This window comes from Hoeflea algicola (assembly GCF_026619415.1).
GTDB lineage: Bacteria > Pseudomonadota > Alphaproteobacteria > Rhizobiales > Rhizobiaceae > Hoeflea > Hoeflea algicola.
On sequence record NZ_JAOVZR010000001.1, the window covers coordinates 4,603,613 to 4,621,035 of the forward strand.

The 17,423-nt window shown below is 59.7% G+C and carries 18 protein-coding genes; 12 read left to right on the forward strand and 6 right to left on the reverse strand.

The genetic code is table 11. The features are described from left to right. Nucleotides 1-65 precede the first annotated feature (65 nt). From OEG84_RS22285 to OEG84_RS22325, 9 genes are all read left to right on the forward strand, one after another. On the forward strand, nucleotides 66-1,226 hold the full coding sequence (locus tag OEG84_RS22285; RefSeq protein WP_267655791.1) for an ABC transporter substrate-binding protein: 1,161 nt from the start codon (nucleotides 66-68) through the stop codon (nucleotides 1,224-1,226). Between the two features lie 78 nt (nucleotides 1,227-1,304). After that, a complete protein-coding gene (locus OEG84_RS22290; RefSeq protein ID WP_267655792.1) occupies nucleotides 1,305-2,381 on the forward strand; it encodes a Gfo/Idh/MocA family protein in 1,077 nt (358 codons plus the stop codon). A 77-nt stretch (nucleotides 2,382-2,458) separates the two neighbouring features. Next, the gene (locus tag OEG84_RS22295) at nucleotides 2,459-3,691 is read left to right on the forward strand and encodes an amidohydrolase/deacetylase family metallohydrolase (RefSeq protein WP_267655793.1); all 1,233 of its coding nucleotides are present in this window, start codon (nucleotides 2,459-2,461) and stop codon (nucleotides 3,689-3,691) included. Beyond that, the gene (locus tag OEG84_RS22300; protein WP_267655794.1) at nucleotides 3,688-4,866 is read left to right on the forward strand and encodes a hypothetical protein; all 1,179 of its coding nucleotides are present in this window, start codon (nucleotides 3,688-3,690) and stop codon (nucleotides 4,864-4,866) included. The genes OEG84_RS22295 and OEG84_RS22300 overlap by 4 nt, the downstream gene beginning before the upstream one ends. Continuing rightward, entirely contained in the window at nucleotides 4,863-5,642 is a 780-nt protein-coding gene (locus OEG84_RS22305; protein ID WP_267655795.1) for an SDR family oxidoreductase, read from the forward strand. Before OEG84_RS22300 ends, OEG84_RS22305 begins: the two co-directional genes overlap by 4 nt. A gap of 12 nt (nucleotides 5,643-5,654) precedes the next feature. Continuing rightward, nucleotides 5,655-6,656 carry a Gfo/Idh/MocA family protein gene (locus tag OEG84_RS22310; protein ID WP_267655796.1) on the forward strand — a complete coding sequence of 334 codons (1,002 nt, stop codon included), beginning with the start codon at nucleotides 5,655-5,657 and terminating at the stop codon, nucleotides 6,654-6,656. Next, nucleotides 6,656-6,997 carry a hypothetical protein gene (locus tag OEG84_RS22315; protein ID WP_267655797.1) on the forward strand — a complete coding sequence of 114 codons (342 nt, stop codon included), beginning with the start codon at nucleotides 6,656-6,658 and terminating at the stop codon, nucleotides 6,995-6,997. The genes OEG84_RS22310 and OEG84_RS22315 overlap by 1 nt, the downstream gene beginning before the upstream one ends. A gap of 80 nt (nucleotides 6,998-7,077) precedes the next feature. Beyond that, complete coding sequence (locus tag OEG84_RS22320) at nucleotides 7,078-8,184, forward strand: alanine racemase (RefSeq protein WP_267655798.1); 1,107 nt, start codon at nucleotides 7,078-7,080, stop codon at nucleotides 8,182-8,184. 99 nt (nucleotides 8,185-8,283) lie between these two features. Continuing rightward, nucleotides 8,284-8,652 carry a RidA family protein gene (locus OEG84_RS22325; protein ID WP_267655799.1) on the forward strand — a complete coding sequence of 123 codons (369 nt, stop codon included), beginning with the start codon at nucleotides 8,284-8,286 and terminating at the stop codon, nucleotides 8,650-8,652. Nucleotides 8,653-8,715: 63 nt separating this feature from the next. Here OEG84_RS22325 and OEG84_RS22330 read toward each other — a convergent pair whose 3' ends face one another. From OEG84_RS22330 to OEG84_RS22350, 5 genes are all read right to left on the reverse strand, one after another. Beyond that, complete coding sequence (locus OEG84_RS22330) at nucleotides 8,716-9,309, reverse strand: OsmC family protein (RefSeq protein WP_267655800.1); 594 nt, start codon at nucleotides 9,307-9,309, stop codon at nucleotides 8,716-8,718. A 45-nt stretch (nucleotides 9,310-9,354) separates the two neighbouring features. Then, entirely contained in the window at nucleotides 9,355-9,963 is a 609-nt protein-coding gene (locus tag OEG84_RS22335) for a carboxymuconolactone decarboxylase family protein (RefSeq protein ID WP_267655801.1), read from the reverse strand. A 53-nt stretch (nucleotides 9,964-10,016) separates the two neighbouring features. Further along, the gene (locus OEG84_RS22340; protein WP_267655803.1) at nucleotides 10,017-10,811 is read right to left on the reverse strand and encodes an ABC transporter ATP-binding protein; all 795 of its coding nucleotides are present in this window, start codon (nucleotides 10,809-10,811) and stop codon (nucleotides 10,017-10,019) included. Next, on the reverse strand, nucleotides 10,804-11,709 hold the full coding sequence (locus OEG84_RS22345) for an ABC transporter permease (protein ID WP_267655804.1): 906 nt from the start codon (nucleotides 11,707-11,709) through the stop codon (nucleotides 10,804-10,806). The genes OEG84_RS22340 and OEG84_RS22345 overlap by 8 nt, the downstream gene beginning before the upstream one ends. 70 nt (nucleotides 11,710-11,779) lie before the next feature. Then, nucleotides 11,780-12,760: an ABC transporter substrate-binding protein gene (locus OEG84_RS22350; RefSeq protein WP_267655805.1), complete on the reverse strand. Its 981-nt coding sequence runs from the start codon at nucleotides 12,758-12,760 to the stop codon at nucleotides 11,780-11,782. A 212-nt stretch (nucleotides 12,761-12,972) separates the two neighbouring features. Between OEG84_RS22350 and OEG84_RS22355 the strand changes: the two genes are divergently transcribed. Further along, on the forward strand, nucleotides 12,973-13,428 hold the full coding sequence (locus OEG84_RS22355) for a MarR family winged helix-turn-helix transcriptional regulator (protein ID WP_267655806.1): 456 nt from the start codon (nucleotides 12,973-12,975) through the stop codon (nucleotides 13,426-13,428). A 42-nt stretch (nucleotides 13,429-13,470) separates the two neighbouring features. Here the strand turns inward: OEG84_RS22355 and OEG84_RS22360 are convergent, their stop codons facing one another. Next, complete coding sequence (locus tag OEG84_RS22360) at nucleotides 13,471-14,649, reverse strand: mandelate racemase/muconate lactonizing enzyme family protein (RefSeq protein WP_267655807.1); 1,179 nt, start codon at nucleotides 14,647-14,649, stop codon at nucleotides 13,471-13,473. A gap of 96 nt (nucleotides 14,650-14,745) precedes the next feature. Between OEG84_RS22360 and OEG84_RS22365 the strand changes: the two genes are divergently transcribed. Both OEG84_RS22365 and OEG84_RS22370 read left to right on the forward strand, forming a co-directional pair. Continuing rightward, the gene (locus OEG84_RS22365; protein ID WP_267655808.1) at nucleotides 14,746-15,780 is read left to right on the forward strand and encodes a succinylglutamate desuccinylase/aspartoacylase family protein; all 1,035 of its coding nucleotides are present in this window, start codon (nucleotides 14,746-14,748) and stop codon (nucleotides 15,778-15,780) included. Between the two features lie 57 nt (nucleotides 15,781-15,837). Beyond that, nucleotides 15,838-17,337: a M81 family metallopeptidase gene (locus OEG84_RS22370; RefSeq protein ID WP_267655809.1), complete on the forward strand. Its 1,500-nt coding sequence runs from the start codon at nucleotides 15,838-15,840 to the stop codon at nucleotides 17,335-17,337. Nucleotides 17,338-17,423: the final 86 nt, after the last annotated feature.

Sequence of the window (17,423 nt, forward strand, 5' to 3'; positions counted from 1 at the left end):
TGTCGGGAGGAACTGGCACCAGGAAATGACTATCCGAACGCTTCAACGTAAAAGGGGAATAGGTTATGAATAAGAACTTCTTGTCCGGCAGCATGGGCCGCCGCACTTTCCTTCAGGTCTCCGCCGCTGGCGTGGTCAGCGTCTCGGTGCTTGGCGCATCCGGCGCCCGCGCGGAGCCTTATTCCAAATTCACCTGGATTTCGCCGCGCGGCACGATCGAAGTGATTGACGATTATGCCTATCATGTCGCCAAGAAGATGGGCTATTTCGACGATCTCGGCGTTGAGGCTGACTTCCAGCCGGGTCCGTCCGACGGTACCGCGACCGTCAAGTTTGTTGATGTGGGTCAGGCCGATATCGGCTTCCCGTCGCCCGGCGTGTTTTCGTATGCGCTCGAAAACGGCATGAAACTCAAGTCAGCCTTCCACATGGGCGCGTTCGACACTTTCAGTCTCGCTTTCCGCAAGGGCGAAGGCACCAACGATCTCAAGACGCTGGAAGGCAAGACCATCCTTCTCGGCTCGGCTGCGTGGCAGTCGATTGTCGACCCGATGCTGGCCGTCCAGGGCGTTGATGTCAGCAAGGTCAAGTATGTCGAAGCCGGCTGGCCCACCTGGGCAACCGCGCTCAAGGCCGGCCAGGGCGATGCCGCACTTGGCTGGGAAGGCCTGCGGGCTGAATGGATCGCCACCGGACTGGACTTCGAATACTGGCTCGGCGTGCAGAACTCGCCGCTGTTTGCCAACACCTTCGTTGTCCGCGCCGAAGATCTGGAAGACCCGGACAAGAAGGCGTACCTCGAGAAGTATCTGCGCGGTTGGGCCATGGGCCTCGAGTTCGCCCATCTCAATCCGCGCGCCGCAGTCGAGATCGTGTTCGAACAGTTCCCGACAGTCGCCGGTAATCTCGGGCCGGAACTTGGCACTACCTCGATCCTGCAGCAGATCGCCGTGTTCCGCGGTGACATGAGCAAGCGCGCCGGCTGGGGTGACCACAACATGGAAGCCTGGCAGACATTCTTCGACCAGATCCACGAGCTTGGACAGATCACCAATCCGGTGAAGGCGGAAGATGTGTGTACCAATGAATTGATCCCGGCTGCCAACGACTTCGACAAGGCCAAGGTCCAGGCCGATGCAGATGGCTACAAGCTCAGCGACGAGTTTGCCGCGGTCGACGTCGAGAACCTCAAGGCACATCTCTACGACCAGGCCGTCAAGGGCTGACCGTTAGGGCAACCCAGTCAAACGCGGGCGGCGCACGCGCCGCCCGCCATCGATCAAACTGTTTAAGGGGAGGGCTTCATGCCTGAAAAGGTCAAGGTTCTGGTTGTCGGTCTGGGCAACATGGGCGCTTCGCATGCAAGCGCGTATCATCGCAACCCGGGCTTCGAGATTGTCGGGCTGATGAGCCGCACAATCAAGTCGAAGGCGGTGCCCGACGAACTCAAGGGCTATCCGCTTTATGAGGATTACGACGAAGCGCTGAAGGTCGCGAAGCCGGATGCCGTCTCGATCAATTCCTGGCCTAATTCGCACGCCGAGTTCGCCATCAAGGCGATGAATGCCGGTGCCCATGTGTTCATGGAAAAGCCAATTGCCACCAATATAGCCGATGCCGAAGCGGTGGTGAAACTGGCTCGCGAGAAGAACAAGAAGCTGGTGCTGGGCTATATCCTGCGGGTTCACCCGAGCTGGATGAAGTTCATCGAACTTGGCAAGACACTCGGCAAGCCGCTGGTGATGCGGCTCAATCTCAATCAGCAGAGCAGCGGCCCGGCATGGACCTGGCACAAGAATCTGATCGACAGCCTGATTCCGATCGTCGATTGCGGCGTTCATTATGTCGACGTCATGTGCCAGCTCACGGGCGCCAAGCCGGTGCGCGTGCACGGCATCGGCGCGAGCCTCTGGGAAGAGGCCGACAAGCCCAATTACGGGCACTTGCACGTCACTTTCGACGACGGCTCGGTCGGCTGGTACGAGGCCGGCTGGGGTCCGATGATGAGCGAAGTCGCCTATTTCGTGAAGGATGTCGTCGGTCCCAAGGGCGCTGTCTCGATTGTCCCCAATCCCAAGCAGACCAAGGAAAATCTGTCGGATTCGGCCGATATCGACCAGCACACCAAGACCGATGCGATCCGCTACCACCATGCAGAGGTTGACGCGGACAAGAATTTCGCCCGCGAGGACGAAATCATGACCATGACCGATGAGCCTGGTCATCAGGACCTCTGCGACCGCGAGCAGGCATTTTTCCTCAAGGCGATACAGGAAGACATTGATCTCGGCGAATCCATGGATGCGGCGGTCAACAGCCTGCGCATCGTTCTGGCTGCCGAACAATCAATCAACGAAAAACGCGTGATCGAACTGGATTAAGCCCGTTCGACTACGGGCGTGGGCGGCTTTTTGAAGCGGGTCGCCCACGCCAAACCTGAACCAATTGGAGAACTTCAATGAGTCAGTCGGCAGCCGGCGAAGGCTACGATCTCGTCTTGAAGGGCGGCCGCGTTCTCGATGAACGCAACGGCGTCGACGGCGTGTTCGATGTGGCAATCAAGGCGGGCAAGGTAGCTGCGATCGGCGCATCGCTGCAACCGGGGACCGCCCGTGTGGAAGATCTCAGCGGGTGCATCGTCGCGCCCGGTCTGATGGATATTCATACTCATGTTTACCACAAGGCGACCTCGTTGAGCGTTGATCCGGGCATGATCGCGCGGCGTTCCGCGCTGACGGCGATGGTTGATGCCGGTAGCGCAGGGGCCGGCAATTATGATGGTTTTCGCGACTATGTGATGAACCAGTCGCCTTACAAGATATTTGCTTTTCTCAATATTTCCTTCCCCGGCATTTTCGGCTTCGACAAGGGGGTGTCGATCGGTGAGGCGCGGATCCGCGAAATGCTGCCGGTTGACCGCTGTGTGGCCAAGATCGAGGCCAATCGCGACCGTATTGTTGGTGTCAAGGTCCGCATCGGCGGCCCGGTGACGGGTGACCTGGGGCTTGGTGCGTTGGAAGTGGCGCTGGAGGCTGCCGAGGCTGTCGGCCTTCCGTTGATGACCCATATCGGCACCGCACCGCCAAGCTATGGCGACGTCGTCTCGATGCTGCGCCCCGGCGATATCCTGACCCATTGTTTCCGCCCCGATCCGAATTCTGCCGTTGGCAGTGACGGCAAGGTGATACCCGAAGTGCGCGCGGCGCGCGAACGCGGCGTGCTGTTTGATATCGCCCATGGCATGGGCGCTTTTGGCTACGAGACCACCGAACGGGCGCTTGAGGATGGCTTTCTGCCCGACCTGATTTCCTCCGATGTTCATGTCATCGCTGTTGAGGGCCCGGGCTTTGATTTGCTGCACACGATGAGCAAGCTGCTCAATTGCGGACTGACGTTGCCCGACGTGATCGGCATGTCGACGAGCCGGCCGGCACTGGCCATCAGGCACCCCGAACTCGGCCATCTCGGCGTTGGCGCTGCGGCCGATATTACCGTGCTCCGTCAGGTCGACAGCAACTATGTTTTTGAGGATGTCGTCGGCGCCACACGCCCCGGCGTGACGCTGTTGCAGCCGGTCGCGGTCTATCTGGACGGCAAGGAGATGGAAATCGGTCGGCGCCCGTTCGAGGAGCCATTCACCCTGGGCAGCCACTGCGGGCACGATCACCACAAAGAGGAAGCGGCGGAATGAGCTACAAGGCGATTTACACCTATGCCTGGGACCTTGCGGAAACCGGCGTCAAGGCTGCTGCAGACGAGTTTCGCGGTCTCGGTCTCGATACGGTGACGATGGCCGGAAGCTACCATGCCGGCAAGTTCATGCGCCCGCATGGCAGGGCAGGCAAGGTGTTGTTTCCCGAAGACGGAACGGTCTATTTCAACGCCGATCCGTCACGCTACGGTGCCATCAAGCCTGTTGCCAACAGCATGCTAAGTGAACGCGACATGCTGGGCGAATTGGTCGAACAGAGCGGCATGGCAGTCAATGTCTGGCTGGTGTTGCTGCACAACACCAGGCTCGGGATGGCCAATACGCAGTCCGTGGTGCGTAACGCTTTTGGCGATCCCTATTACTACAATCTTTGCCCCTCGGCACCGGAAGCACGGGCCTATGCCATCGGTCTCGCCCGCGATGTAACCGAGAGCTACCCGGTCAGCGGCCTCTCCATGGAATCGCCCGGATTTGCGCCCTATGCGCATGGGTTCCACCATGAATTCGCGTTGATGAAATCCAATCCCTGGCTCGAAAACATGCTCGGCCTGTGCTTCTGCGACCATTGCGTCTCGGGCGCCGAAAAGGCCGGCATCGACGCCCGCCGGTTCAAGGCGGAAGTGGCCGGCGACATCGAAGCCTATCTCGACAGCGATATCGATTACCCCGCCGACATGGCCGAGGCATTCTGGCGCGCTGATGTCGCGACCAACGCCGATCTCCGCCGTTATCTCGATTTCCGCAACGGCGTTGTCACATCGCTGGTGGCCGAAATCCGTGCAGCGGTCCGAAAGGATGCGACAGTGGCTGTCATCCCCTCGGTGGCGCGGCCAACGGCCGGCGCCTGGTACGAGGGCAGTGATCTGTACGCACTGGCGGCAACGACAGGCATCGTCGAAGCCTGTTTTTATGAGCCGAGTGCCGAGCGGATAAGGGCCGATTTGTTCGATATTCGCCGGCGGCTGAAGGGCACCGGTACGCTGCGCGGGATTTTGCGCCCATCGCATCCCGACATTTCCAACCGGGCGGAATTCATCGCCGCCGTCGAGGCGCTGCGCGAGGGCGGGGTCGAGGAATTGGCGTTTTACAATTGGGGCCATTTGCGCCGGGCCAATCTCGGCTGGATCGGCGATGTTTTGCGGGGGGCGCAATGACCCGACCATTCGAAGGCAAGACCGTCGCCATCACCGGTGCGGCCGGCGGCATTGGCCAATGGCTCTGCCGCTTCTTCGGCGCAGAAGGGGCGACCATCGCGGCCATTGACGTGAGCGAACGCGTCAACGATCTGGTTGACGTGCTCGGCAAGGACGGGATCAAGGTTATCCCGGCGATCGCCAATATTGCCTCTGTCGACCAGGTCAAGACCGCCTTTGCCGGTTTTGGCGAGGTTCATGTCCTCATCAACAATGCCGGTATTTCACGCCATCACACGCTGGCCTCCACAGATCCAGCGGGTTGGAACGAGGACATCGCAGCTAATCTCAATGGCGCCTATGCCTGCACCCACGCGGTGTTGCCGCAGATGGTTGAACGGCGCGGGGGCTGCATTGTCAGTGTTGGCTCGGTGAACGGTCTGTCGGCGCTGGGCGATCCTGCCTACAGCGCGGCCAAGGCCGGCATCATCGCCATGACCAAGGCGATCGCCATGGAATATGGCCGCCACGGCATTCGCGCCAATTGCGTGCTGCCGGGAACGGTGCGCACGCCGATCTGGGACGACCGCAAGGCCAAGGATCCCGACGTGCTGAAGCAGCTCGAACGCTGGTATCCGCTGGGCCGTATCGTCGAGCCCGACGAGGTCGCCAAGGTGATCGCGTTCCTGGCTTCCGACGCAGCCAGTGCCGTCACCGGTGCGGCCATACCCGTCGATTGCGGGCTGACCGCCGGAAACATCGTCATGACGCGCGAATTGACGCTCGAGGAATTCTAGAGGGAGACAATCATGGATCGTTTGCGAATTGGGATTATCGGTCTTGGCTGGTTCGGCGAGATTCATGCCGAGACCATTGCCGGCGTTGCCAATCTGGAACTGGCTGCCCTGTGTACGCGCACGCCTGAACGACTTGCAGAAATGGGCGAAAAATTCGGCGTCAAGAAGCTCTACCGCGATTATCACGACATGCTGGCCGATCCGAACATCGATGCGGTGTCGATCTGCACCATGTGGGACCAGCACCGTGAGCCGGCGATTGCCGCGCTGAAGGCCGGCAAGCATGTGTTCCTTGAAAAGCCGATAGCGTCCACAGTCGAGGACGGGCTGGCAATCACCGAGGCATCGAAGAGCGCCAAGGGCATTCTCTATATCGGCCACATCGTGCGCTTCAATCCACGCTACCGCATGGCCAAGCAGGCTATCGACGAAGGCCGCATCGGCAAGATTGTGGCCTTGTCTTCCCGCCGCAACATTCCAGCTGCATGGACACCGACCATTCTCGACAAGATCGGGCCGATTGTCGGCGATGCCATTCACGATACCGACATCATGCTCTGGTTTACCGGCCAGCGCATCGTTTCGGCGTATGCCCAGACCGTCGATGTGCGCGGGCTCAAGCATCCCGATATCGGACAGACCATGTACCGCTTTGCCGACGGCGCCAGCGCCACGCTGGAAACAGTCTGGTGCATGCCCGAAAAGACCCCCTTCGACATCGACGAGCGCATGTCGATCATCGGCACCGAGGGTATCATCCATGTCCAGGACACGTTCCCCAATCTGGGTATTGTCGACGGCGACCGGCTGCATTCGCCGGACACGACCTATTGGCCAATGTTCGAGGGTGTTCGCGGTGGCGCATTGCGTGACGAATTCACCTATTTCGCCACCTGTGCGCTGGATGGAAAGGAAGTGACAATCGGCACGCCCGAGGATGCGACCGCGGCTCTGGAGGCCACGCTTGCGGCCGAGGAATCGGCGCGGACCGGCAACGTGGTGAGGATCGGCTGATGCTGGAATATGTTTTCGACCATGTAGGCATCACCACCACCGAGCCGCAGCCCGATGAAGACTGGGTGGAAGCGAGCAAGATCTGGGTGACCAACCCGCGCAATCATCCCGAACACATCGAGTTCTTGCGCTATCGCGAGGACAGCACAGTACCGGCGGTCGTGCGCGACAACCCGCATGTCGCTTACCGGGTTACCGAGTTGGCGCCTTATCTCGAGGGCGCAGAAATCCTGATTGAACCCTTCATTGTTGGCGATTTTCTCGAGGTCGTGTTTGTGCGCAAGCACGGCATGGTGTTTGAATATATGCGCTATCTCAAGGAAGGCTGGTTCGACAACTGATCCGCCAAACACGGCTGGCGGGGCCTGACGGTCGCGCCAGCCGATTGAGGCGGACCATTGGCCAGCGAAAGGATCACATCATGACGGGATTGTCTGAACTGTTGCACGACGAACTGCAGCCGCTGCAGCGTACGCTGGACACGCTGGAAACCCCCGCGGTGTTGATTGACGCGGATGTTGCCGACGCCAATCTGGTCCGTTGGCAGCAGCGCTGCGACGATCTCGGCCTTGCCAACCGTCCGCATATCAAGACTCACCGCAGTGTCGCCTGGGCCATGCGCCAGTTGCAGTTGGGTGCAAGCGGCATCACCGTGCAGACCGTGGGCGAGGCGGAAGTCATGGCCGACGGCGGCATTGACGATCTTTTTCTGACCACCAATGTGCTGGGAGCGGCCAAGCTCGCGCGGCTTGGCGCGCTGGCGCGGCGGACAAAGCTTGCCGTGGTTGCCGACAGTGATGCGGTGGTTGATGCCGTCGCTGACGCTGCCCGCGAAGCTGGTGCAACCATCACCGTGCTGATCGAATGCGATACCGGCGGTGGCCGATGCGGGCTTGCCGATCCGGCAGCGATTGCCGCGATGGCTAAGCGGATTTCCGCTACCAGCGGTGTGCAGTTTGGCGGCCTGATGACCTACCCGGCCGCAGGCAAGCGCCAGCAATCACAGAAGGTTCTCGAGGCGGCCATCGACGCCTGCAAGGCGGTGGGCATCGCCGTGCCGGTGGTGTCGTCAGGCGGCAGTCCTGACATGTGGTCCGATGAGGGCTTGGCGCCAGTCACCGAGTACCGCGCCGGCACTTATATCTACAATGACCGGGCGCTGCTCAATCACGGCACCGCCACGCTCGATCAATGCGCCATGACGGTGCTGGCGACCGTGGTCAGCCGCCCCACCGCGGACCGTGCTATCATCGATGCCGGTTCGAAGGCGTTGACCAGCGATCTGCTCGGGCTTGATGGCTATGGCATGGTGCTTGAACATCCTGAAGCCAGAATCTATCAACTGAACGAGGAGCATGGTCTGATCGACATCTCGGCCTGCTCCGCAAAGCCGGAGGTAGGCGACCGCATCCATGTGCTGCCCAACCACACCTGTGTTGTCACCAATCTGTTTGACCGGCTTTATGTCGTATCCGGCGGCGCGCTTCTGGGCGCCTTACCCGTCGACGCACGTGGCCGCTCCGGCTGAGCCGAGGCAATTCTCAACCCGGGTTTCATGCAAGCATCAGCCGGCAGAAGCCCGCGGGCAATCCACCGCAACCACCTATCGCAACCACAAGGTATCATCATGACCAAAAAGCAGTGTTTCGGCGCATCACACGTACCGCTTTCACCCGCCGTCAGGGCAGGTGACTTCGTCTACGTTTCCGGTCAGGTCCCCGTTGACAGCGACGGCAAGATCATCGATGGCGGTGTCGGCGCACAGACGGCCAAGGCGCTTGAAAATGTTGCTGCGGCGTTGGCGCTGGCTGGGTGTGAGCTTTCGGATGTGGTCAAGACCACGGTCTGGCTCAAGCGGGCAGAAGACTTTGCCGACTTCAATGCCGCCTATGCGCCGTTTTTCCCCAAAGATCCGCCGGCCCGCTCGACTGCGGAATCACGGCTGATGATCGATATCCTGGTCGAGATCGAAGCCATCGCCTACAAGCCCGTCTGAGTTCGTGCTGCCGGGGCGTGACAACACCCCCGGCAGCCGGTTTGCCGACCTGCGCAACAGGTTTCAGCCTTCGTCATGCAGCAGTTCGCGGTTGTTGTGTATCAGTCGGGTTGACCAGGGGATCGGATTGCGCAGCGCGAAATGGGCCATGCATGCGCCTTCCGCCTCGGCCAGGAGTGCCTGGATGCTCTCTTCGGATTCAGGGCTTTCGATAATGACGTGGGTTTCGACTTTTTCGCATCGCCCATCTGTGGTGTGACCGAGTTCGCGCATCGTGCCCAGATTTGTCATGAAGCGGATCCGTTGCTCAAGGCGCAGGGAATCCACCTGTATTTTACGAGCCGTGAGAATGTCGGTCAGGTGTGTCATCAAACAGAAGGCGATACCGGCGGAGAAAAACGCAAGCGGCGGCGGTGCAGTGTCGTCTCCGACCGGCGTCTGCTCGTCGCAATATAGTTTGACCGGGCTGAATCCGGGAATGTTGACCTGGACCACACCTGACTTCTTCTGCCGGTCATGTGCTTCGGCAACAACATTGACTTCGAAGTGAAGTGGCTCCGGCGGGCGGGATTTGCGAAACGGCGACGGCTCGAATTGGGTTGGGACTGGCGGAGCCTCGGCCCGCTCGCCTACGTGAAAATCGCTTTGATCTGTCATCGGTCTCTGGCTCCTTGGATTGGTCGGTTAAATGGGCTGCGGCGCTTATCCATGGTTCCAGTCATCGGGCTTGCTGGAATCATTGGGTGAGAGGCCAAGAGTTTCGCCATCGGTGGAACAGCCGAGACCAAGCACCGTCCTGTTGGCATAGTTGAAATAGGCCGCCACCTGATTGATCTCGAGGATTTCGCCATCGCTGTAGCCCAGTTCGCGCAGCTTCTGGACGTCGGCCTGAACCAGGTTTTTGGGCGCTACCGTCAGTATTTCGGCGTAGCGCAAGGCTTCCTTCTGAGCGTCATCGAGCGGCGCACGGTCGATGGCGCGATCGGTGATTGCCGCCAGGATCTCGTCGCTGCGAGCGTCATCCTTCAACAGCCTTCTCAGACCGGCAAAATGGTGATCAACGCAGTAGCTGCACTGGTTGAGCGCGCTCACCCAGACGCCGACGGTTTCAAGAAACCATTTCGGAACCGTGTTGTTGGAATTGTGCAGCACATTCTTGTACAGCATCATGTGACCTTCGAGCGTATGCGGACGCAGGCTGTGCATGGCGAGAATGTTGTCGACTTTGTTGCCGGGTCCCTTGACCCGGTCATAGATGGTCTTGAGCGGCCCTTCGGCCTGATCGTAGGGAATGGCATCAATCCATGGCATTGCTGGTTTCCTTGGCTGTCTGGGTTCAAAAAATGTAGGTTTGCCGGCCCGTCTCAGCCGAGCAACAATGCGTCGTCGCTGAGTTCTTCGTGCTGCTCTTGCTTGAACAACGCGAGCAGATCGTTGACATGCATGGCCGCGCGTTTCGGTCCGTCGATGTCGGTGACGATCCGGCCGCGGTGAAACATCACCGTGCGGTCGCCAACATGCAGTGCCTGCGCCATCGAATGCGTGACCATGACCACCGTGAGCTTCAGTTCGGCAACGATCGACTGCGTCAGTTCGAGGACGAACCCGGCAGTTTTCGGGTCAAGCGCGGCGGTATGTTCGTCCAGCAGCAAGACCTTGGTGTCACCGGTCGTGGCCATCAGCAGGCTTACTGCCTGGCGTTGGCCGCCCGACAGCAGGCCGACCTTGTCGTGGAGCCGGTTTTCCAGACCGAGCCCCAGCACCTTCAACCGCTCGGCTGCCTCGTCCTTGATTGTACGGGTGACTGCCATGCGAAACCCGCGCGGCCGGGTTCGGCCTTGCGCCAGCGCGAAATTTTCGAGGATGGTCAAATCCTCGCATGTGCCCATCTTGGGATCCTGGAAAACCCGGCTCAAGAACTTCGACCGCCGATAGATCGGCCAATCGGAAATATCGTCCCCGGCGACAGCCACGGTGCCGCTGGCAGGCCGGCACAGGCCGGCAATGAGATTGAGGCAGGTCGATTTTCCAGCGCCGTTGGAACCGATGACGGTCAGGAACTGGCCTTCAGGAACATTGAGGTTGACCCCACGCAAGGCCTTGGTTTCCAGCGGTGTTCCGGGATTGAACGTGACATGGACATCCGAAAGTTCAATCATTGCTGCGCCTCTTGAAAATCTTCAGGAACGACAGTCCCGATTGCTGCACGATCAAGGCGACAGCAACCAGCACTGCGGTCACCATTTGGACATCGGACGCCTGCAGCCCGATGAAATCGGCATTTAGCGCCGCCGCCACCGCAAGCCGGTAAAGCACAGCCCCGATGATGCAGGCCGCAGTCGCGCGGGCGATCGTATCGGAGGGCAGGACCGACATGCCGACGATTACCGATGCCAGTCCGACGATGATGACGCCGATCCCCATATAGGCGTCGGCCGCGCCGAAGATCTGTGCAAACAGGGCACCGGCGACTGCGGTGAGAAAGTTCGCAAGCCCGACGCCAAACAGCTTCATGTTGCCGACATTGACGCCGTTTGCTTCCGCCATCGCCGGGTTGGCTCCTGCGGCGCGCATCGAGATGCCGAGCCCCGTGGCAAGCAGAAGGTCAATCAGCAGTTTGATGACAAGCACCAGAATGCCAAGGAAGATCGGGTTGACGATGTAGCCCGGATAACCCCAGCCCTCGAATGCCGAATAGACTGTTTCGACCCCTAGCAGCGCCTTGTTGGGCCCCGTCATTATGCGAAGGTTGAGCGAATAGAGCGCAATGCCAACCAGAATGCCGGCCAGAATATGCAGGATATTGAAGCGTACATTGAGGTAGGCGGTAACAAACCCGGCGGCAAAGCCGGCGCCGCCCGCAAGCAGCGTGGCCAGCCAGGGATTGACGCCGAACCCGACAATCAAGGTAGCGCAGACGGCGGCGCCCAACGGAAAGCTGCCTTCCACCGTCAGATCCGGAAAGTCCAGTATCTTGAATGTCAGATAGGCGCCGAGCGCGACAATTGCGAAAATGAAACCGGTCTCGAGCGTGCCGAGAAATTCATACAAGGACATGGGAATTCACTGCCATCAGCTTGGAGCGATTGACGTCGATGGGCGCCAATCGCCCGATGGGATGAAGCTGTTATTCGAATATCTTGGTCGCCGCATCGAGTGTTGATTGCGGCACCGTCAATCCCATCTTCTCGGCCGAAGATTTGTTGATGAGGGTTTCGAACTTGTCATTGAGATCCTTGGCAATGACGGCATCGATGGTCCCCACCGGTTTGCCGTCGAGAACGTCGGCAACCATATCTCCGGCAAGCCGGCCAACCGCATAATAGTTGAGCCCGACCGAAGCCGCAGCGCCGCGCTCCACTCCGCTGGTTTCGCCTGAAAAGATCGGCATTTTCACGTCCCAGCCGATCTTCACGATGGCTTCCATCGCCGCGACCACTGTGGTGTCGTCAGGCACATAGACGGCATCGACCTTGCCGATCAGTTTCTTGGTCGCCAGGATTACCTCGTTGGTCGTCGGCGCGGCCGATTCCACAACGGTCAAATTGCGTTTCTCAGCTTCTTCTTTGAGGACAGCGAGCGCGGCCAAGGCATTGTCGAGGCCGGGATTGTAGACAAAGCCGACCGTCTTCATGTCGGGCAGGAATTCGAGCATTAGATTGAGTTGCTGACCGATCGGGGCGGCATCGGAGACACCGGTGACATTGGCTCCGGGCTGTTCATAGCGTTCGATCAGTTTGGCTTTCAGCGGGTCGGTGACCATGACGAAAACAATCGGGATGTCCTTGGTCGAGGCAACCATGGCCTGCGCGGTCGGGGTGGTGATCGGCACGATCACGTCCGGCGCGTTGCCGACGAATTTCTTGGCGATCTGCTGCTGCGTCGGCATGCTGCCATTGGCGTTCTGATATTCGATCTGGAGTGTTTCTCCCTCGATATATCCGCGGTCGGCAAGGGCATCGATGATGCCTTGTTTGCCGTCCATCAGTGATGGCACTTCGACGATTGTCGAAATCGCGATGGTTTTCATATCGGCCGCGTGGGCAACCGGCGCTGCAGCCGTTGCGAGTGCAAGCATGCCAGCACGAATGAGAGTTGCGACTTTCATGTTATCCTCCGAATGTTTGGCGGACCTGCAGTCCGACCGTTTTCTCAGTGGTTCCCTTGACTTCGGCGCCCAGCTTTTCAGGAGCTTGCTGTCCCAAGTCGCAATCCTGAGATTGCCTTGACCCTTGATTGGCTTTGTTGAAGCGAATTTGCCTCGCCGCCAATTCTTCGTTATCAGACATATGAAACGAGATAATTGACAATGTCAATCACATGACCGACGAACATGACTATCAGCTGCGTGGGGGCCTGGGTTTCAGGTTTACCCGTACCTCACGGCTTATGGAGCAGCATTACGAACGGCTTCTGGGTGAACTGGGGCTGTCGCGCATCATGTGGTGCGTACTGGTGATGCGTGGCTTATATGGAATCCAGAGCCCGTCGGCGATGGCCGACTATCTGGGCGTGGACCGGGCTGTGATCTCGCGCGTCCTTGGTTCGATGGACCGTAAAGGCATGATTTCACGCATCCCTCTGGATGGTGACAAGCGGGGTCGGGACGTCCATCTCACCGACCTTGGCAAGCAGAAGCTTGACGCATTTTTGCCGCGTGCAATGGAGACGGCCAACTATTTCCGAAGCAAGCTTACAGAGGATGAGTTTCAACAACTCAACGTGATACTGGACAAGATGATGGAAGGCGAAGACGGCGCGCTGCCAAGCCTCTGACCGGGCTCAAGTTCCTGGTCGCACTGCGGCGACAAGGAGAGCTCAGCCTCCGTCGAAAAGGCTCGCTGCGTCGGGTGTGTACTGGGCGACCCGGTCAGGATCGAGTGTAACGCCCAGACCCGGCAGATCCGGAATGGTGAGCATGCCGTCTGCATCGAGGCTGAAGGGCTTCGCCATGATGTTGTCGACATAGGCGCTGCCGCCGATATATTCGACCAGATCGACATTGGGTAGCGCCGCGGCCAATTGCAGATCCGCAGCCAGACCTAGTGCCGTATTCCATCCATGGCCGACATAGCGGACGCCAAAATCTTCGGCCAGCCGGGCAATGCGCCGCTGCTCGCTGAGCCCGCCGACCTTGGTTACATCCGGCTGGACGATATCGAAGGCGCCCTGGGTGAGGAACGGAATGTAGGCCTGGCGTCGTGTCAGCACCTCGCCGCCAGCAATAGGCAGTTTGCTCTGGTTGCGAAGCACCACAAAATCATCGATGGCGTCGGGTTTGAGCGGCTCCTCGAACCAGTAGACATCATGGTCGGCCAGCATGTCAGCCGTTCGCAACGCCCATTTCAGCCCGTTGGGCCAGAATGCGTCGCTGCCACCGGCATCAACCATCAGCTTGCCACCTTCGGGAAGCGCGCGCCTGGCGGCGTCGACAATGGCCTCGTCGAGTTTGAAGTCATCGCGGCGGCCAAACGGGCCCCAACCGATCTTGAAGGCTTTGAAGCCCTGATCCCTGAAACTGATGATCTCGTCGCCCATGGCCGATGGCTCGGTCATCAGCAAAGAACAGTAGGGAGTCACGCGGTCGGTGTAGCGGCCGCCGGCTAGCCGTCCGATCGAAAGCCCGGTAACCTTGCCCAGAATGTCCCACAGGGCAATGTCGATACCGCTTATGGCGTGGGTCAGGCTGCCGCCACGCCCCATCCAGAATGTGTTCTGGTGCAGCTTCTCGCTGACCCGCTCCGGCTCGAGTGCGTTTTCACCCAGCAGCAGCGGTTCAAGCACCTTCGCCGCAGCTTCCACCAGCCTTCCATCGGTGAACGCGCTACCAAATCCGGTTATCCCGGCATCGGTGTGAACAGCGATCAGAGCATGGATTGAATCATCGGCCTTGATCTCGTTCGACCAGCCGCCAGGAGGACTTTCGCCCAGAAGTGGCGCCACGACAATGCGGGTAATTCGAACCGGTGCGGTGGTCTTTTTCGCTGGCGCGTGCATGCAATCCTCTCCTGCGGCGCTGGGCCTGAAACTTGTTGACTTCGACCGATATAGTATACAATCATACAATTCAAGCACAGTCTTGGAGGAAACCTTTTGACCACGTCTGCTGAGAAAAGCCGGATCGCCGGTGAAATCGATTTTGAGAAAAATGGCCGTCAGGCAGGATATCTGCGGGCGCCATTGTCCCGAAACACCTCGGGGTGGGGCATCGTCGAAATCCCGATCATTGTCGTCAAGAATGGCACTGGCCCGACGGTGTTGTTCACAGGCGCGGTCCACGGTGACGAGTATGAGGGGCCGATTGCCATCTCGCGACTCGCGCAGACGCTCGATCCCGCCAAAGTGCAGGGTCGGGTGATCATGATGCCGGCGGTTAACGTGCCGGCAGTCCATAGCAATACCCGCCTTTCGCCGATCGATAATCGCGACATGAACCGCTGTTTCCCGGGCAATCCGAAGGGCACCTTCAGCGAGATGTTGGCGCATTATCTCGACAGTGTCATTCTGCCGATGGCCGATGTTTCGGTGGACATGCACACGGCCGGCCATTCCGGCGATTCGGCACCGTCCACCAATATGCATGATGTTGGCGACGCCGCGATGATGAAGCGCACCATGGACGCAGCCGCCGCATTCGGCGCGCCCTATAATGTTGTCTTCAGTGGAGTGGACGAGGGGGCGACGTTTACATCCTGTGTCGAGCGCCGTGGCATCATTTCGCTCGGCACGGAGCTTGGGGGCTGGGGCAGGGTGAGTGTTGACGGAGTGCGCATCGGTCGCCGCGGTATCGACAACATCCTCAAGCATTTCAACGTGATTGAGGGCAAGCCGGAAACCGCACAGGCCGATGGCAGCACGGCAACCCGGCACATGATGGTCGCTGCCCGTGAACTCTACACGTTCGCGCCGTCCATCGGCACCTTCGAGCCTTGCAATGTCGTTGGTGACACCGTCAAGGCTGGTCAACCATCGGGCTATCTCCATTTCGTCGAGGATGTTGACCGTGAGCCGATTGAGTTGCGTTACAATCACGACGGCGTGCTGTGGATGTCGGCCGGCCCGGGCCGGGTTGGGCGTGGCGATACTGTCGCGGTGGTGATGACCGACTATGTCGCAGCCTCGGATTAACGCGGAGGGCGGCAACCCTGTCGCCTTGTTCCAATGATGTCTCAGGAAACTTGACGCATGGCCAAAATCTTGATCCTCGATTGCAAGCAGGAAGTATCCTCCTTCAATCCGCTGCTTTCGGAATATGAGAACTTCCACATTGCCCACGGCGACGCGCTGTACAGCCATCGGGGGCTTAACACCGAGCTTGGCGGCGCCTTTTCGGTGTTTGATCAACATCCCGATATTGCCGTTGTTCCGACCATCGCCGCAAGGGCCGGCAGTGCCGGGTTAGTGTCGGCGGAAGGATGGTCGAGGCTCTCAGCTGAAATTCTCGACGCGGTGCGCGCGGGAGCGGACCGGATCGACGGCGTCTATGCTTCGATGCATGGCGCCATGGGCGCTGTCGGTGAACTCGATCCGGAAGGTTACCTGCTGGCGGAGGTTCGCAAGATTGTCGGCCCCGATGTGCCGATCGTGCTGTCGCTCGATCTGCACGGCATCCTCACCGAGCGGATGTTGCAGCAAATTGACGGGCTGACGCTTTATCACACCTACCCGCACGTTGATTTCGGTGACACCGGCGCCCGCGCCGCGCGCCTGTTGCTTTCGGTCATGAACGGGGAGGTGAAGCCGGTGGCGGCCCGAGTGGTAGTCCCTGCGCTCGTGCGCGGCGACGAATTGATCACCGGTACCGGTTGTTATGGCGATCTCATTCGCGAATGCCAGCGGATCGAGCGCGACGGCTCCGCGCTTGCCGCAGGCATCATGATCGGCAACCCGTTCACCGATGTGCCGGAACTCTGCACCCAGGTAATCGTGCAAACCGACGGGGACGTGGCCACGGCCGAGACCGAAGCCAAAAGGCTGGCCAATGAATTCTGGCCGCAACGCTTTCGCATGCAGGGCAAGCTGATCGCGCTCGACCGGGCGATTGCCCAGGCACGCACGATGACGGGGCCGGTGGTCTTCACCGATGCTGCCGACGCCACGTCCTCCGGGGCAACGGGCGATTCAAATGCGATCCTGGCGGCGCTGCGTTCTGCCGGCTATCCCGGCAGGGTACTGGCCCAGATCGTCGATCCGGCAGCGGCGGCAACTGCCCACAAGGCCGGCGTTGGCGCCACCATCTCGGTAACGCTTGGCGGTGCGATTGATCCGGCGCGCTACAAGCCAATGGAAACCACCGCGCGGGTGGCCAGCCTGTCAGACGGCCAGTCGCGGCTGGAGACCATGAAAACCGAACTCGATGCCGGGCTCACGGCGGTTCTCGTGTTCGATAATTTTACCGTCGTGGTCATGAGCAAATCAGTCAGCCTGTTTGACCGTGCTATGTACTATTCGAGCGGATGCAACCCGGTTGATTTCGACCTGGTCGTGGTCAAGTCGCCGCACACCGAATTTCACATGTATGACGCCTGGGTCGAAAAGAATTTCAACATCGATGCGCCCGGCGCCACCTCGGCAGATCTGCCAAGCCTCGGCCACAGTATCTGCGCCCGGCCGATCTACCCGCTAGACCCCGATGTCGAGTTTCGCCCGAAAGCGACGATTTATACCGCCGCGACACAGCGGTAGCCGGAGAGCGTGACGGCACCGCTGAAATCTGCATCGGCGTGCAGGTGCTTTACAGATCACTGAGCATCGATTGAGTGCAAGCAGGA

Bases quoted from the DNA above. Each gene is read 5' to 3' on its own strand.
- OEG84_RS22285 (WP_267655791.1), top strand. From the start codon at position 66: ATGAATAAGAACTTCTTGTCCGGCAGCATGGGCCGCCGCACTTTCCTT.
- OEG84_RS22290 (WP_267655792.1), top strand. From the start codon at position 1,305: ATGCCTGAAAAGGTCAAGGTTCTGGTTGTCGGTCTGGGCAACATGGGC.
- OEG84_RS22295 (WP_267655793.1), top strand. From the start codon at position 2,459: ATGAGTCAGTCGGCAGCCGGCGAAGGCTACGATCTCGTCTTGAAGGGC.
- OEG84_RS22300 (WP_267655794.1), top strand. From the start codon at position 3,688: ATGAGCTACAAGGCGATTTACACCTATGCCTGGGACCTTGCGGAAACC.
- OEG84_RS22305 (WP_267655795.1), top strand. From the start codon at position 4,863: ATGACCCGACCATTCGAAGGCAAGACCGTCGCCATCACCGGTGCGGCC.
- OEG84_RS22310 (WP_267655796.1), top strand. From the start codon at position 5,655: ATGGATCGTTTGCGAATTGGGATTATCGGTCTTGGCTGGTTCGGCGAG.
- OEG84_RS22315 (WP_267655797.1), top strand. From the start codon at position 6,656: ATGCTGGAATATGTTTTCGACCATGTAGGCATCACCACCACCGAGCCG.
- OEG84_RS22320 (WP_267655798.1), top strand. From the start codon at position 7,078: ATGACGGGATTGTCTGAACTGTTGCACGACGAACTGCAGCCGCTGCAG.
- OEG84_RS22325 (WP_267655799.1), top strand. From the start codon at position 8,284: ATGACCAAAAAGCAGTGTTTCGGCGCATCACACGTACCGCTTTCACCC.
- OEG84_RS22330 (WP_267655800.1), bottom strand. From the start codon at position 9,309: ATGACAGATCAAAGCGATTTTCACGTAGGCGAGCGGGCCGAGGCTCCG.
- OEG84_RS22335 (WP_267655801.1), bottom strand. From the start codon at position 9,963: ATGCCATGGATTGATGCCATTCCCTACGATCAGGCCGAAGGGCCGCTC.
- OEG84_RS22340 (WP_267655803.1), bottom strand. From the start codon at position 10,811: ATGATTGAACTTTCGGATGTCCATGTCACGTTCAATCCCGGAACACCG.
- OEG84_RS22345 (WP_267655804.1), bottom strand. From the start codon at position 11,709: ATGTCCTTGTATGAATTTCTCGGCACGCTCGAGACCGGTTTCATTTTC.
- OEG84_RS22350 (WP_267655805.1), bottom strand. From the start codon at position 12,760: ATGAAAGTCGCAACTCTCATTCGTGCTGGCATGCTTGCACTCGCAACG.
- OEG84_RS22355 (WP_267655806.1), top strand. From the start codon at position 12,973: ATGACCGACGAACATGACTATCAGCTGCGTGGGGGCCTGGGTTTCAGG.
- OEG84_RS22360 (WP_267655807.1), bottom strand. From the start codon at position 14,649: ATGCACGCGCCAGCGAAAAAGACCACCGCACCGGTTCGAATTACCCGC.
- OEG84_RS22370 (WP_267655809.1), top strand. From the start codon at position 15,838: ATGGCCAAAATCTTGATCCTCGATTGCAAGCAGGAAGTATCCTCCTTC.